This is a genomic window from Hymenobacter sp., from assembly GCF_031398885.1.
In the GTDB taxonomy this organism is placed as follows: Bacteria; Bacteroidota; Bacteroidia; order Cytophagales; family Hymenobacteraceae; genus Hymenobacter.
Genome location: NZ_JANNOD010000023.1, coordinates 1 through 13,715, shown reverse-complemented (window position 1 = coordinate 13,715; position 13,715 = coordinate 1). Strand labels below are relative to the sequence as shown.

The 13,715-nt window shown below is 61.7% G+C and carries 13 protein-coding genes; 6 read left to right on the top strand and 7 right to left on the bottom strand.

Annotation, left to right across the window (positions count from 1 at the left end; all coding sequences use genetic code 11):
* Positions 1–103 precede the first annotated feature (103 nt).
* The 4 genes from plsY (at position 104) to RMO51_RS03490 (ending at position 6,020) form a co-directional block, all read left to right on the top strand.
* Complete coding sequence (gene plsY / locus RMO51_RS03505; protein WP_310392036.1) at positions 104–748, top strand: glycerol-3-phosphate 1-O-acyltransferase PlsY; 645 nt, start codon at positions 104–106, stop codon at positions 746–748.
* Between the two features lie 213 nt (positions 749–961).
* A complete protein-coding gene (locus RMO51_RS03500) occupies positions 962–1,528 on the top strand; it encodes a hypothetical protein (RefSeq protein ID WP_310392034.1) in 567 nt (188 codons plus the stop codon).
* A gap of 668 nt (positions 1,529–2,196) precedes the next feature.
* Positions 2,197–4,248: a T9SS type A sorting domain-containing protein gene (locus RMO51_RS03495; RefSeq protein WP_310392033.1), complete on the top strand. Its 2,052-nt coding sequence runs from the start codon at positions 2,197–2,199 to the stop codon at positions 4,246–4,248.
* A 407-nt stretch (positions 4,249–4,655) separates the two neighbouring features.
* The gene (locus tag RMO51_RS03490) at positions 4,656–6,020 is read left to right on the top strand and encodes a dipeptidase (protein ID WP_310392031.1); all 1,365 of its coding nucleotides are present in this window, start codon (positions 4,656–4,658) and stop codon (positions 6,018–6,020) included.
* Between the two features lie 83 nt (positions 6,021–6,103).
* Here the strand turns inward: RMO51_RS03490 and RMO51_RS03485 are convergent, their stop codons facing one another.
* Positions 6,104–6,727 (bottom strand): porin family protein, encoded by a 624-nt coding sequence (locus tag RMO51_RS03485; RefSeq protein WP_310392029.1) that lies wholly within the window; start codon positions 6,725–6,727, stop codon positions 6,104–6,106.
* Positions 6,728–6,850: 123 nt separating this feature from the next.
* Positions 6,851–7,444, bottom strand: a complete 594-nt coding sequence (locus RMO51_RS03480; protein ID WP_310392027.1) for a porin family protein — start codon at positions 7,442–7,444, stop codon at positions 6,851–6,853.
* A 244-nt stretch (positions 7,445–7,688) separates the two neighbouring features.
* Here RMO51_RS03480 and RMO51_RS03475 point away from each other — a divergent pair, with 244 nt between their 5' ends.
* Both RMO51_RS03475 and RMO51_RS03470 read left to right on the top strand, forming a co-directional pair.
* Positions 7,689–8,750 (top strand): acyloxyacyl hydrolase, encoded by a 1,062-nt coding sequence (locus RMO51_RS03475; RefSeq protein WP_310392025.1) that lies wholly within the window; start codon positions 7,689–7,691, stop codon positions 8,748–8,750.
* Positions 8,751–8,890: 140 nt separating this feature from the next.
* Positions 8,891–9,547 (top strand): hypothetical protein, encoded by a 657-nt coding sequence (locus tag RMO51_RS03470; protein WP_310392023.1) that lies wholly within the window; start codon positions 8,891–8,893, stop codon positions 9,545–9,547.
* 44 nt (positions 9,548–9,591) lie between these two features.
* Here the strand turns inward: RMO51_RS03470 and RMO51_RS03465 are convergent, their stop codons facing one another.
* The 5 genes from RMO51_RS03465 to lpcA all read right to left on the bottom strand — a co-directional run bounded on the left by RMO51_RS03465 (position 9,592) and on the right by lpcA (position 13,659).
* Entirely contained in the window at positions 9,592–10,656 is a 1,065-nt protein-coding gene (locus RMO51_RS03465) for a quinone-dependent dihydroorotate dehydrogenase (RefSeq protein ID WP_310392021.1), read from the bottom strand.
* Entirely contained in the window at positions 10,649–11,026 is a 378-nt protein-coding gene (locus tag RMO51_RS03460; RefSeq protein ID WP_310392020.1) for a HepT-like ribonuclease domain-containing protein, read from the bottom strand. The genes RMO51_RS03465 and RMO51_RS03460 overlap by 8 nt, the downstream gene beginning before the upstream one ends.
* A complete protein-coding gene (locus RMO51_RS03455; RefSeq protein ID WP_310392019.1) occupies positions 11,010–11,327 on the bottom strand; it encodes a nucleotidyltransferase domain-containing protein in 318 nt (105 codons plus the stop codon). Before RMO51_RS03455 ends, RMO51_RS03460 begins: the two co-directional genes overlap by 17 nt.
* A gap of 87 nt (positions 11,328–11,414) precedes the next feature.
* Positions 11,415–12,950, bottom strand: coding sequence for a YifB family Mg chelatase-like AAA ATPase (locus RMO51_RS03450; RefSeq protein ID WP_310392018.1), 1,536 nt, complete (start codon positions 12,948–12,950; stop codon positions 11,415–11,417).
* Between the two features lie 118 nt (positions 12,951–13,068).
* Positions 13,069–13,659, bottom strand: coding sequence for a D-sedoheptulose 7-phosphate isomerase (gene lpcA, locus RMO51_RS03445; protein WP_310392016.1), 591 nt, complete (start codon positions 13,657–13,659; stop codon positions 13,069–13,071).
* Positions 13,660–13,715 lie beyond the last annotated feature (56 nt).

Below are 13,715 nucleotides of genomic sequence, written 5' to 3'. Positions count from 1 at the left end.
AGCATATCGCCCGCGCTGGTAATTATTTACGTTCGTGGACAAGATGCTTCGACAAGCTCAGCATGACGTTCTGTTATTTTGTGCTTCCGCTTCAGCCTTGTTAATGAACTTCCCCTACGTCTTCCTGGCCCTGCTCGCGGCCTACCTGCTCGGCTCCATTCCCACGGCCCTGTGGGTGGGCCGCCGCTTTTTTGGGCTGCCCGACATCCGCGAGCACGGCTCCGGCAACGTCGGTGCCACCAACACCTTCCGGGTGCTGGGCCCCAAGGCCGGCTCCGTGGTGCTGCTGATTGATGCGCTGAAAGGCTTCGTGGCCGCTTATTTCCTGCCCAATTTCCTGCTGGCCCAGGGCGCCATTCCGGCCGAGCACCTGCTGTACTACCGCCTGGGGTGCGGCGTGCTGGCCATCGTGGGCCACATCTACCCGGTGTTCGCGCAGTTCCGGGGCGGCAAGGGCGTGGCCACCGTGCTGGGCATGATGCTGGGCGTGGCCCCGGCCACGGTGGGCGTGTGCCTGCTGGTCTTCCTCGTGATGCTGGGGCTGTTTCGCTACGTGTCGCTGGCGTCCATGACGGCCGGCGTGGCCTTCGCCCTGCTGCAACTGTTGCCGCAGTTCCGGCCGGCCCAGCCGTTCCTGGTGGGCGTGGGCTTCGTGCTGGCCGCGCTGCTCATTTACACCCACCGGGCCAACATTGGGCGGTTACGGGCCGGGACGGAGAGCCGCGTGCCGCTGTTCGGGCGGAAGTAGCCTTGCCTCGCTCATTCCGCTAGCTGTTCGTTTGAAGCGGTTTCGGGGCTGGGGCACCGGTCTTGCGCGGGCGTCTGGCGCCCCCCTCTTTGGGCTTCGCGCTTCAAGCGAACCGGGGCCCGCCCCGCAGGGGTCTCGTGAGGTCAGCCCAGCCGGCGCATATCCCCTAATTCCGAAACCGCTCCAGTACCTCCAGCATCCTTGCCTGCCTTTATGCTACGCTTCCTGTTTTTGCTGCTGCTCCCGTGGCCCGCCGCCGCGCAGAAGTTCAACACGCCGCTTGGCTCGCCTCCCGCCGGCTTCAACTGGCAGGCGCTGCCCGACATCAAAGCGGCGATGCTGCTGCCCGAGGGGTGGCACTACCGGGCGGAAGGGCAAAAAAGCGGCGCAACTTACTACCTGACCCAGGACGAGATGGGGGAAAGCGGCGAGTTTCAAACCGGAGTGGCGCTCCACGTGGTGCGCAAAGTAAAGGCCCAAACCCGGCGCTCCGCCCCGGAATACGCCGAGTTCCTAATGCTGCGGACCGGCTTTGGAAAGGGGCAGCGGCAACTGGAAAAAGCTTCGTCTGTCGATGGCTCCGTGCACAAGCGCTTTGTGCGCTACCGTGAAGCTCCGCCCGAGGCCGAAGCCCGAATGGTGTACCAGCTGGCCCTCGCCAATGCCAAAACCGACACCGTTTACCTGCTCACCTTCGAAAGCCCCGAGAAAGACTGGGCCGAAGCCTGGAAGCTGGGTGAGGTGATGGCGAAGGAGCTGGTGCTGGATTTGCGGCAGTAACCGCGAAAGGGAACGGCCCGCGCATCGGCACACCAAACCGGCAATCTGTTTAGATGGCCAATGGCCATTTATTTTGAGCAGCTGTTCACTGGGCCTGGCAGTAGCGTTGGATAACCCGCTTACTGGTGGTCTCATTGGTAAAAGGCCCGCCCGGAACCAGAGAGCCAATCGGTACCTGGAATTGCTGCACGAGAAATAGCAATAGCTTGAGCGAAGAGAAAGCAGCGCGGGAAAAAAGATGCGACTTCCGGCGTGGGCATTCACGCTTTTATAGCCAAAAATCACTGACTACCAGCATAAAATCAATTTGCACTGATTGGCTAATAATGTTATGTAACATCGTAACCCTTGCATCCAAATAATCGTCTATTCTATCAAAATCTTGGCTCAGATTGGGTAAAAGTCAGCACCTGGCCGTCCGCTCGAAAAAAAATACGGAGGTAGCTCCAAATAGACACTAAGAACCTATCCGAAAAATACTTCGGCTGCGCAGACGCCCGTCATGCTGAGCTTGCCGAAGCATCTCGCTCGCTTCGCTAGACGGTTTTGACGAAGCGGGCGAGATGCTTCGGCAAGCTCAGCATGACGTTCAATTTATTTTTCGGATAGGCTCTAAACCATCATTCGCTTTCTTTTTCCTTTCAACCAACCCTCACCCACAAGCTACTATGAGAAAAAAGTATCTACCCCCCGCCGCCGGCCTGCTGGTTCTCGCCGCTCTACTGGCGCCCCCGGCCACCGGCCAAATCCTCCCCAACAAGGGCAAGGTGTCGGCCAGCTTGCTGAGCCTCGCGGCCCAACCCACAACCAACGCGCGCGGCACGGTGCCGCAATCGCGCGCGGCAGCCGGTTCCTCTCCGTTCAAAACCGCCGACAGGATTCAGGTCTACGACGGCTACGTGGTGATTGAGGCCGTGGCTACAACGGCCGATGCTCAGCAACTACTGGCTGACCTGACTGCCCGAGGCCTACGCCGCGGCACCGCCTACGGCGCCATGGTGTCGGGCCTGTTCCCGGTGAGCCAGCTCGCGGCGCTCGAAGGCGTGGCCTCGCTGCGGCACGTGCGCCCAGCCTACAAGCCGGTCATGAATGTGGGCCTCACCACCAGCCAGGGCGACCGCGCCCTGCGCGCCGACGTGGCCCGCGCCAGGTACCGCGTGAGCGGGAAGGGGGTGAACGTGGGCATCCTTTCCGATAGCTACAACAACTTGGGCACCGCCAATGCCGGCGTGGCCAGCAACGATTTGCCCGCCAACGTGCAGGTGCTGGAAGACCTGCCTAGCGGCGGTTCCGACGAAGGCCGCGGCATGGCCGAAATTGTGCACGACGTAGCCCCCGACGCGGGCATTGCTTTCCACACGGCTTTTCTTGGACAAGCCAATTTCGCCCAGGGCATCATCGACCTGCAGGCTGCCGGCAACCGGGTGATAGTGGATGATATAATCTATTTTGCTGAGCCGTTCTTTCAGAATGGCATCATAGCTCAGGCCGCCGAGACGGTGGTGCGCAGGGGGTCGAGTTATTTTTCGTCGGCTGGCAACTCGGGCGAAAAATCGTACGAAGCGCGGTTTCGCAACTCCGGTACCACGCTCCCCGGCATTGAGGGCGAAGCCCACAGCTTTGCCGACGGCGACGTGACGCAGAGCATCACCATTGCCCCGGGCCGCGGCGTATCACTGGCCCTGCAGTGGGACGACCCGTTCTTTTCAGCCAGCGGCGTGCGCGGCGCCGAAACCGACCTCGACCTGTATGTGCTCTTCGGAGGCGAACCCATCTTCGCCTCGGCTGATAACAACCTGGGCGGCGACCCCTTTGAGTTTTTGGGCCTGACCAACAACGGGACGACGCCGGCTACGATAGAACTGGTAATTGTGAAAGTGGCCGGGCCCGACCCCACGCGCATCAAGTACGTTAATTTCGGCGATGCGCCGGCGGCGCTGGAGTACGACACGCGCAGCTCGACGCTGGTGGGCCACGCCAATGCGCCGCTCGTTACGGCCGTGGCGGCGGCACCGTACTTCCAAACGCCCGTTTTTAACCCTGCAACCCCCGTGCCGGTGGTGGAGGCGTTCTCGTCGTTGGGCGGCACCCCGCTGCTTTTCGACAACAACGGCAATCGGCGCCGCCCGCTGGTGCTGCCCAAGCCCGAAATCACCGGGCCTGACGGCACCAACACCTCCTTCTTTCCCGACTTTCCCGGCGCTGACTTCGACCGCGACGGCTTTCCCAACTTCTTCGGCACCAGCGCCTCGGCTCCGCACGTAGCGGCCGTGGCGGCGCTGATGCAGGAAGCCTCGACCGGCCTCCTGCCCCCGTTGGCTATTCGGGGCCTGCTGCAAGTCACGGCCCAGGACATGGACAACCCGCTCACGCCCAATTTTGACCGCGGGTTCGATTTCAAGACCGGAACCGGGTTTGTGCGGGCCGACGCTGCTCTGAGGCTGCTGGCGCCCATCCGGCCGGTGCAGGACGCCCTGGCCCTGCTCTTCTCGCTTTTCCCCAATCCCTCGAACGGCCAGGTTACGTTCCAGATTACGGCCCCGGACCAGCAGGACATCAAGCTCAGTGTGGTCGACGGCATGGGCAAGGAAGTGTTCCACGAAGAGGGCAAATCGGTGCTGAAGCTAACCCACGACTTCAGCAATCTGCCCAAGGGCTTGTACGTGGCCAAGGTGCAGACCAACACCGAAGTGAAGTCTCAAATACTGCAAATTCAATAAACAGCTAGGCTCGTAGCGAGGTGGCCCGCCCAAAAGACCGAGGCGCTCATACTGGCGCCTTGGTCCTACCCTCGCGCTTTCGCACGCTATTCCTCTCAAAATAGTAAACGACCGCGGCGGCACTTTCCGGGTTCAATCAGTTGGACCCGGAAAGTGCCGCCGCGGTCGTTTTTGTGGAAAATAGTGGTGACTCAGGCTAGCTTAACTGTGGTGACCTGCTTGGCGCCCAGCCTCCGGCTTAGCCGAAAACAACCTTTCAGTGCTGGGTGTAGTCGAGAAGAACGTAGCTGCAACTGGGAGTTTCTACTGGCGCAAGCCCCTGTTTCTGGGCCTTGGTGCATTCTGGTTACGCCCCGCTACTTTTGTTTCCCTGTTTCCATCTCGTCAGTACTTATTCTTCACCGCACATGGCCAATTACCTCGCCGATAACCAAACCCGCTTCCTCGACGAGCTGCTCGACTGGCTCCGCATCCCCTCGGTTTCGGCCGACCCTAAGTTCCACGCCGACGTGCTGCGGGCTGCCGACTACCTCAAAACCCGCCTCGAAGAAGCCGGGGTGCAGAACGTCGAAATCTGCCCCACGGCCGGCAACCCCATCGTGTACGGCGACTACCTCACCGACCCCGCCCGGCCCACCGTGCTGGTCTACGGCCACTACGACGTGCAGCCCGCCGACCCTTACGAGCTGTGGACCTCACCGCCTTTTGAGCCGGTGATTAAGGACGGCAACATCTACGCCCGCGGCGCCTGCGACGACAAAGGCCAGGTGTACATGCACGTCAAGGCCTTCGAATTGATGATGCGCGACGGCCAGGGCGGCGTACCCTGCAACATCAAGTTCATGTTCGAGGGCGAGGAGGAAATTGGCTCCAACAACCTCGAAATCTTCGTGCGGGCCCACAAGGAAAAGCTCAAGGCCGACGTGATTCTGATTTCCGACACCGGCATGCTGGCCAACGACGTGCCCAGCATCGAGGTGGGCCTGCGCGGCCTGAGCTACCACGAAGTGACCGTGACCGGCCCCAACCGCGACCTGCACTCCGGCCTCTACGGCGGCGCCGTGGCCAACCCCATCAATGTGCTCTGCCAGATGATTGCCAGCCTGCACGACGCCGACGGCCGCATCACCATCCCCGGCTTCTACGATAATGTAGACGAGCTTTCGGCCGCCGAGCGCGCCGAAATGGCCAAAGCCCCGTTTTCCGAAGAGGACTTTAAGGCCAGTATTGGCCTACCCGCCACGGCCGGCGAGGCGGGCTACTCCAGCATGGAGCGCACCAGCATCCGTCCCACGCTCGACGTGAACGGCATCTGGGGCGGCTACACCGGCGAGGGTGCCAAGACCGTCATTGCCTCGCAGGCCCACGCCAAAATCTCCATGCGCCTGGTGCCCCACCAAACCTCGGCCGAAATCTCGGCGCTGTTTCAGCAGCACTTCCGTAGCATTGCCCCGGCCGGCGTCACCGTCGACGTGCAGCCCCACCACGGCGGCGAGCCCGTGGTCACGCCCACCGACTCGGCGGCCTACCGCGCCGCGGCCGACGCCATGACCACCACCTTCGGCCAGCGCCCGGTGCCCACCCGCGGCGGCGGCTCCATCCCCATCGTGGCCATGTTCAAGTCGGAGCTGGGCCTGGATACCGTCCTGCTCGGCTTCGGACTGGACTCTGACGCCATTCACTCGCCCAACGAGCATTTCGGCGTCTTCAATTTTTTGAAAGGTATCGAAACCATCCCGCATTTCTACCGCAACTACGCGGCGGCGCGGTAGGTGGCAGGAATTGGGCAGATTCTGCCTGAATAAAAAGCCCGGCTTCTGCAGTGGAGGTCGGGCTTTTAAATGAGAAACAGGGGCTATCGTCCGTTGAAGGAATACGTGAGGTAAAGCTGAAAAACGCCGTTGCGAACATTGTTCTGCACCGTGACGCTGCCAATGGTAGAGGGTTTTTCAAGATTTGTGAATCCACCATTATAGCGCAGGCCAATACCAGGACCGGTTTTGCGCTGGTAGCCCAAGCCAGCTAGGTAGCCTAAATCGAACGTGTTGTATCGATTTTTTCGGTCCACGCTCACATTGCCAGCTTTGTCTTGCGCTGCTAGGAGGAGGCCTACCTGCGGGCCGGCCTCAAAGAAGAGTCCATTGGCGTTGACGTGGAAGGCCAATGGCAAATCCACGTAATTCAGGCGAGTCTTAAAATCGACTAGGTTGGGATTCGACCCTTTTTGCGAATACAGGATTTCGGGTTGAAAGGCAAACAGGTCGCTGAGTCCAATATTGGCGAAGGCGCCAATGTGGAAGCCAAAAATATATTCTGGGTTATAGGCTTGCTTGCCTGTGAATGCCGAGTACGACGCGCCGGCTTTCAGGCCCAGTGAAACGTCGCTGCGCTGGGCGCGGGCCGCGCCGGTGAGGCCGGCTAAAAGGGCCAGGGTCAGACTGATTTTTTTCATAAAAGATGGGTTGAAATAGACGGGCAAAGCTACGGCTGGGTGTTAGCTGGGCCAGAAGCAATGGAAGAGAACAGTAGTTCTGGCGCAAAACAACAAAGCCGGCTTCCGAGAGGGAAGCCGGCTTTCTGCCGTAACGCGCAATAAAAGAGACTACTTCCCGCCGAACTCGTAGCCGACTACGAAGTTGAACGATTGGTTGCGCTGCTGGTCGTAGCGGTCGTCGTCTTTGCCCACGCTGCTGATACCGCCATTGAAGCGCACGCCCAAGCTCAAGCCGCTGGTGAGCTGGTAGCCGACACCGGCCACGTAGCCGAGGGAAAGACCTTGCAGGTCCTTGGTCTCAATGCGGGTTTTGGTTTCGCCGCCGAGTTTGGCCGAAATCAGATAGCCCACCTGCGGGCCGGCTTCAAAATAGGGCCCGTCAGCGTTTACTTTGAGCAAGATAGGTAAGTCGACGTAGTGCAGGTCCAGCCGGTCTTTGCCGTCGGCAATCTGCGTGCCTTTGAGGTTGTAGAGCAATTCGGGCTGGAGGGAGATGAGGTCGGAAAAAGCGAATTGAGCCGTCACACCACCCAGGCCACCCAGGCCGTAGGAATAGTTGTCGATTACGTTGCCAAACTTGTCATCGTCCCCGCTGAGCGTGTTGGCGGAGATGCCGCCGCGGATACCAAACTTAGCACCTTGGGCCTGTGCGGCAGCGGACAAGCCGGCCAACAAACCGAGGGAGAGCAGAATCTTTTTCATGAGAAGGAGATAAGAAAAACGAATAAATGAGTAGCTAGAGCAGCTAAATTTTTTCCTTATACTACTCGGCCCGGCGGGGGGTTGCGGATGGGGTTTTAAGTTTGTGTAACCCCAGGCCGAACTGGCCCGGCCGCTTGGCACCGGTAGCGGGCCGGCGCGGGGCCTGTTTTTGCTATTGCTGATGCGCGCACGGTTGTTTGTTTTGGGGAGTGGGCTTTTGGCGGGGCCGGCCTGGGGACAGCTCGTGCCGCAACAGGCGGCCGGCTCCGTGGGCCCGGTGGCCGCGCCCCGCGCCCCGCTGGTGGTGGGCCTCTACGCGCAAGGCAGCATCATCATAGCGCACACCGACGCCATCCGGCACTTGGTGGCCTCGCACCCCACGGGCTTCGAGCTGAACCTGCAGCGGCAGACCACCGGGGCCGCGCCCTGGCACGGCTGGTACAAGTTCCCCAAGATGGGCCTGGCCCTGACCTACTATGACTTCCACAACCCCGTGCTCGGGCACGTAGTAGCGGCCAGCCCCTACATCAGCAAGTCTTTCTCGCGGGGAGCCAAGCACGATTTCAGCTTCCGCCTGGGCGCCGGCCTGGCCTACCTCACCAATCCCTACAACCAGGACACCAACCACAAAAACACCATCGCCAGCTCGGCCCTGAACGCCACCATCCAGGCCCGGTTCGAGTACGATTACGCCCTCACCCCACACCTGGGCCTGCTGGCCGGCTTTGGCCTGAACCACTACTCCAACGGCTCCACCACCAAGCCCAACTTCGGCGTCAACCTGCCCTCGGTGGTGCTGGGGCTGAACTACCACGAGCAGCGCCCGGCCCCCCAAACCAACGCCGCTTCCGACCCGGCCGAGGTGGGGCGTACTTTCTACAACGCGAGCACCAGCCTGGGCTACAAGCAGCGCAGCGAGGGCGACCTGCAGAAATACTTGGTCAACTCCGTGACGGCGGCCGTGGGCCGGCGCGTCAACCGCAAGTCCAACCTGCTGGCGGGCGTGGAGGGCTTCCTCGACCGCAGCCTGAAAGCTCAGTTGGAAGACACCACCCGCGCCGGCCTGCGGCAGCCCGACGTGAAGAAGGCAGGCGTATTCGTGGGCCACGAGCTGCTGTTCGGGCGGCTGGCCTTCGTGTCGCACCTGGGCTTCTACGTGTACGCGCCCTACAAGTCGAGCACCGCTTACTACGAGCGGCTGGGCCTGAAATACCACTTCACCCGCGTGCTGTTTGGGGCCATTGATTTAAAGATTCACCGCGGCGCGGCCGACGTGATAGAGTTCAAGGTGGGGGCCAGGCTTTGACCCCGGCAGGCAGCAAACGCTGCATCCGTCGAATGTGAGGCTTCAGCGGTTTGACGCGCCGCTTGGGTTAAAATTCCGGTTTTCCCGCTGGCAATGCCTGCATCTTTCGGTCGCGGTTCAATCAAACCCGCGCTACCGACATGGAAACCTTTTTGTTGTTCAACCGCTACCTGCACATCACGGCCGGCTTCATCGGGTTTTTTATGGCGCCGGCGGCCCTGTTCGTGCGCAAGGGCGGGGCCTGGCACCGGCGCTGGGGCCAGATTTTCTTCGGCGCCATGGTGGTGGCGGGCAGCACGGCCATCCTGGCCGCCGGCTACTACGGCGCCACGTTCCTGCTGCTGACGGGCATCTTCAGCCTGTATCTGGCCGGTTTCGGCTACCGCTCGTTGTACCTCAAGTCGCTAGCCCGGGGCGGCAAGGCGCCGCTGTTCGACTGGGCAACCGCCGGGCTGGGCCTCGTGGTGTTCCTTGGCACCCTGGCCTACGGCCTGCGGGTGGGCAACGTGCCGGCGGCCGTGTTCGGCGGAATTGGCGTGATGACGGCCGGCCGCCAGCTGCGGGGCTTTGCGCGGGCCGGCACCTGGGCCCGCGAGCAGTGGCTGCTCAACCACATTTCGGGGTTTTTGGGCTCGTACGTCGCGGCGGTGTCGGCGTTCTCGGCCACCAGCCTGAAGTTTATCCCATTTCCCTACAACTTTCTGTGGCCTTCCGTGCTGGGCTTTCCCCTCATCGTGTGGTGGCAGCGCCGGGTGCGCGGCAAGTCAATGAGCAATAGAATGAGCAGTTGGCAGTGAGCAATGGGCGAGCAGGTTCGTTCCTTTTGCTCATTGCTCATTGCTCATTGCTCACTGCTCGCTGCTCGCTGCTCGCTGCTCATTGCCAACTGCTCGTTGATTCTCCGCACCAGCGCCGGGCCTTCGTAGATGAAGCCGGTGTACAGCTGCACGAGCGAAGCACCCGCCGCCAGCTTTTCCAGGGCGTCGGCGGCTGAATGCACGCCGCCCGAGCCGATGATGGGCAGGGCGCCGTCCGATTTTTGGTGCAGGTAACGGATGACCTCGGTGGCCCGCGCCCGCAGCGGCCGGCCACTGAGGCCGCCCGCGCCCAGGCCGGCCACGTAGGCGGCGTCGCTGGTCAGGTTGGCGCGGCTGATGGTGGTGTTGGTGGCCACGAGGCCGCTCAATTGCGTTTCGCGGGCTATTTCCAGAATGTCGTCGAGTTGCGCATCGGTGAGGTCGGGCGCAATTTTGAGGAGCAGCGGCCGGGGCGCGGGGCGGCTCAGGTTGCGGGCCTGCACTTGCTGGAGCAGCTCAATCAGCGGCTTCTTTTCCTGGAGCTGGCGCAGGTTGGGCGTGTTCGGCGACGAGACGTTGACCACGAAGTAGTCCACCACCTCGGCCAGCGTCTCGAAGCCGGCCACGTAGTCGGCGGCGGCGTGCTCGTTGGGCGTGTCCTTGTTCTTGCCGATGTTGCCGCCAATGATGAGCTGCCGGTTGCGGCGCCGGGCCAGGCGCGCCGCCACGGCCGCCGCCCCGTCGTTGTTGAAGCCCATGCGGTTCACCAGCGCCTCGTCCTGCGGCAGCCGAAACAGGCGCGGCGCCGGGTTGCCGGGCTGGGGCCGGGGCGTCACGGTGCCAATTTCCACGAAGCCGAAGCCCAGCGTGGCCAGCTCGTCGGTGAGCACGGCGTTCTTGTCGAACCCCGCCGCCAGGCCCACCGGATTGGGAAATTTCAGCCCAAACACTTCGCGCGCCAGTCCCGGATGCTGGTAGTCGTAGAGCTGCCGCAGCAGCGCCTTGGTGCCCGGCAGCCGGGCCGCCCGGCGCAGGTTGTCGAACACGAAGTGGTGGGCGCGCTCGGCGTCGAGGGAGAAAAGGGCGGGCTTGACGAAGGACTTATACACTGCTGGATGTGTTAGTCTTTTCGGCTGCCAATACCTGCATCAGCACTGCCGGCAATTCCGACACTAGTCCCGGTAGCTCTTGGGTGATGGTGCTCCAAATCAAAGCAAAATCTACTTTGGCGTACTCGTGCACGATGAAATTCCGCAATCCCGCTGCTCGCCGCCAGTCGATTTGAGGATGGCGTTGCCGGGTGGCTTCAGATATCTTGGCTGCAGCTTCTCCAATGACAACCAACTGAAGCAAGGCAATGTCTTGTAAATCTTCGTCAGCTAAAAAATCACTTAGGCTGCTATGTTGCAACCGCGTCGTGACCCGTTTGGCGGCGTATTGCAGCTCCTGCAACCGGGTCGAATCAAGCGGCTTGCTCATAAACGGTCAGTAAGTCGGGTTCGATGTAGGGCCGTGCAAATCGGGAAATAACGGTGCCCAGGTCCACCGAAACACCCAGACGATGCTCAAGGTCATCTTTGTAGTCAACCAAGTCAAATAACGTCATGCGACTACCTGGTATCCGGCTCAGCAGCACGTCCAAATCCGATTCCGCTGTGGCCTCGCCCCGCGCATACGAGCCAAAAATTTCCACCCGTAGCACCGGTTTGTCCGCAAAGTATTCGGCCAATACCTGCCGGATGAAGTCGAGCGAAAGTGGAACCTGCATGGCAATCAACAATGAGTAGTAAACAAATGGCAATTTACAATCTGATTCGTTTACGCAATTATTCATTGCTCATTGCTCATTGTCAATTGCTCATTGACTTCACCCCGCCCAGCCTTCGCGGTCGAGGCTGCGGTACTGAATGGCTTCGGCCAGGTGCTGAATCTGAATTTCCTCGGTGCCGGCCAGGTCGGCGATGGTGCGGGCCACTTTCAGGATGCGGTCGTAGGCCCGGGCCGAGAGGCCGAGGCGCTCCATGGCCGTTTTCAGCAGCATCCGGCCGGCCTCGCTGATGGCGCAGATATCCTTCACCATCTGGGGCGGCATCATGGCGTTGGAATGGATGTCGGCGTAGTCCCGGAAGCGCGCTTCCTGCACCTGGCGGGCCCGGTCCACGCGGGGCTGGATGTCGGCGCTGGTTTCGGTCTTGCGCGTTTCCGTCATCTGGTCGAAGGTCACGGGCGTCACTTCCACGTGCAAATCAATCCGGTCGAGCAGCGGGCCGGATACCTTGTTCAGGTACTTTTGCACCACGCCGGGGCCGCACACGCACTCCTTTTCGGGGTGGTTGTAGTAGCCGCAGGGGCAGGGGTTCATGCTGGCGATGAGCATGAAGTTGGCCGGAAACTCGATGCTGAGCTTGGCCCGCGCAATGGTTACGCGGCGCTCTTCCAGCGGCTGGCGCATCACCTCGAGCACCGTGCGCTTGAACTCAGGCAGCTCGTCCAGAAACAGCACGCCGTTGTGGGCCAGCGAGATTTCGCCAGGCTGCGGGTTGCTGCCCCCGCCGACCAGGGCCACGTCCGAGATTGTGTGATGGGGACTTCTAAAGGGACGGGTGCTGAGCAAGCCGCCGCCCGCCAGTTTGCCGGCCACGGAATGAATCTTGGTAGTTTCCAGGGCCTCCTGCATGCTCAGCGGCGGCAGGATGCTGGGCAGACGCTTGGCCAGCATGGTTTTGCCCGCGCCGGGCGGGCCAATCATGATGACGTTGTGGCCGCCGGCCGCCGCGATTTCCAGGGCCCGCTTGATGTTTTCCTGGCCCTGCACGTCGGCAAAGTCGGCGGTGTATTTGTTGACTGAGTGTTGAAACAAGTCGCGGGTGTCCACCACGGTCGGTTTGATTTCCAGCCGGCCCTCAAAGAAGTCAATGGCCTCCTGCATGCTGCCCACCGGAATCACGTCGAGGTTGTTGACGATGGCCGCTTCCTCGGCGTTTTCCTTGGGCAGAATGATGCCCTTGAAGCCTTCCTTGCGGGCCTGAATGGCAATGGGCAACACGCCCCGAATGGGCCGCAGCTCGCCGTCGAGCGACATTTCGCCCATAATCACGTAGTCGCCCAGCCGCTCGGTGGTCAGCTGCTGCGAGGCGTGCAGAATGCCCAGCGCAATGGGCAGGTCGTAGGCCGCGCCTTCTTTGCGAATGTCGGCCGGGGCCATGTTCACCACCACCTTGGTGCGCGGCATCCGGTAGCCCCGGAACTTCAGGGCCGCCTCAATCCGCTGCTGGCTTTCCTTAATGGCGTTGTCGGGCAGGCCCACCACGAAGAAGTTCGTCCCGGCCGTTACCACCACTTCAATGGTGATGGTGTAGGCATTGACGCCCTGCACGGCCGAGCCGAAGGTTTTGGTAAGCATGGTAGAAGGGTGTGGGGCGCGGGGCTTGGCCCCGCCCGGACGTTAAAACGAAATCGTTGGGTTCGTGCGAACGTCCGGGCGGGGCAAGCCCCGCACCCTACATTCACCTGTTTCAAAGCTACAGCACCAGCTTCTCAATTAGCAGTATCAGGATGTGAATCACCTTGATGTGTATTTCCTGAATCCTGTCCGCATAGCCCGCGTGCGGCGCCCGAATCTCCACGTTACAAATCCCCGCCAACTGCCCGCCGCCCTTGCCCGTCAGCGCCACTACCGTCATGCCGGCTGTCCGCGCGGCTTCGGCGGCGCGCAGCACGTTGGGCGAGTTGCCGCTGGTGCTGATGGCCAGCAGCACGTCGCCGGGCCGGCCGAGGGCTTCCACGAAGCGGCTGAACACGAACTCGAAGCCGTAGTCGTTGGCCACGCAGGTCAGGTGTGAGGCGTCGGTGAGGGCGATGGCGGCCAGGGCGCGGCGGTCCTGGCGGTAGCGCCCGCTGAGCTCTTCGGCGAAATGCTGGGCGTCGCAGAGGCTGCCGCCGTTGCCGCAGGTGAGGATTTTGCCGCCCTGGCGCAGGCCGGTGGCCATGAGCTCGGCCGCTTCGGCGATGCGGGCCAGGTTAGCGGGCTCTTCCAGAAACCGGTCGAGCACGGCGCGGGCTTCGGCCAGCTCGGCGCGGACGAGGTCAGAAAGCGGGGTTGCGTCGGGCACTTAAGGGGTAATCGGTAAGGGTAGTCAAATGAGCCGGACAGCCGAACAGACAAGGC